Annotated in this window: 1 pseudogene; it reads right to left on the reverse strand. The window is 56.3% G+C overall.

Annotation, left to right across the window (positions count from 1 at the left end):
* A pseudogene (locus EOD29_RS32110) lies at positions 1–268 on the reverse strand (TetR/AcrR family transcriptional regulator); the annotation flags it as partial.

Raw genomic sequence — 268 nt, forward strand, 5'->3', positions numbered from 1 at the left:
CAATGGCGAAACAGATCGAAAAGTTCGGCAGCGCGGCCCTTGGCAATGCGATCGAGCTTGGCGAGTTCGCCGCAAAGCGTGCCGACCGGACAGCCATAGGCCATGATCTTCGCCTGATTGACGATGAGGAGATTGACGAAGCTGAGAATGCGCTCCTCAGGGGTCTCGGCTTTCGCTTCCCACCCATCGAGCATTGACCTGGTCTTGCGGAGGCGATGGGTGATCACCGCATCGAGAAGCTCGTCCTTCGTCTTGAAGTGATAATAAA

It is taken from the genome of Mesorhizobium sp. M1A.T.Ca.IN.004.03.1.1 (assembly GCF_003997555.1).
GTDB lineage: Bacteria > Pseudomonadota > Alphaproteobacteria > Rhizobiales > Rhizobiaceae > Mesorhizobium.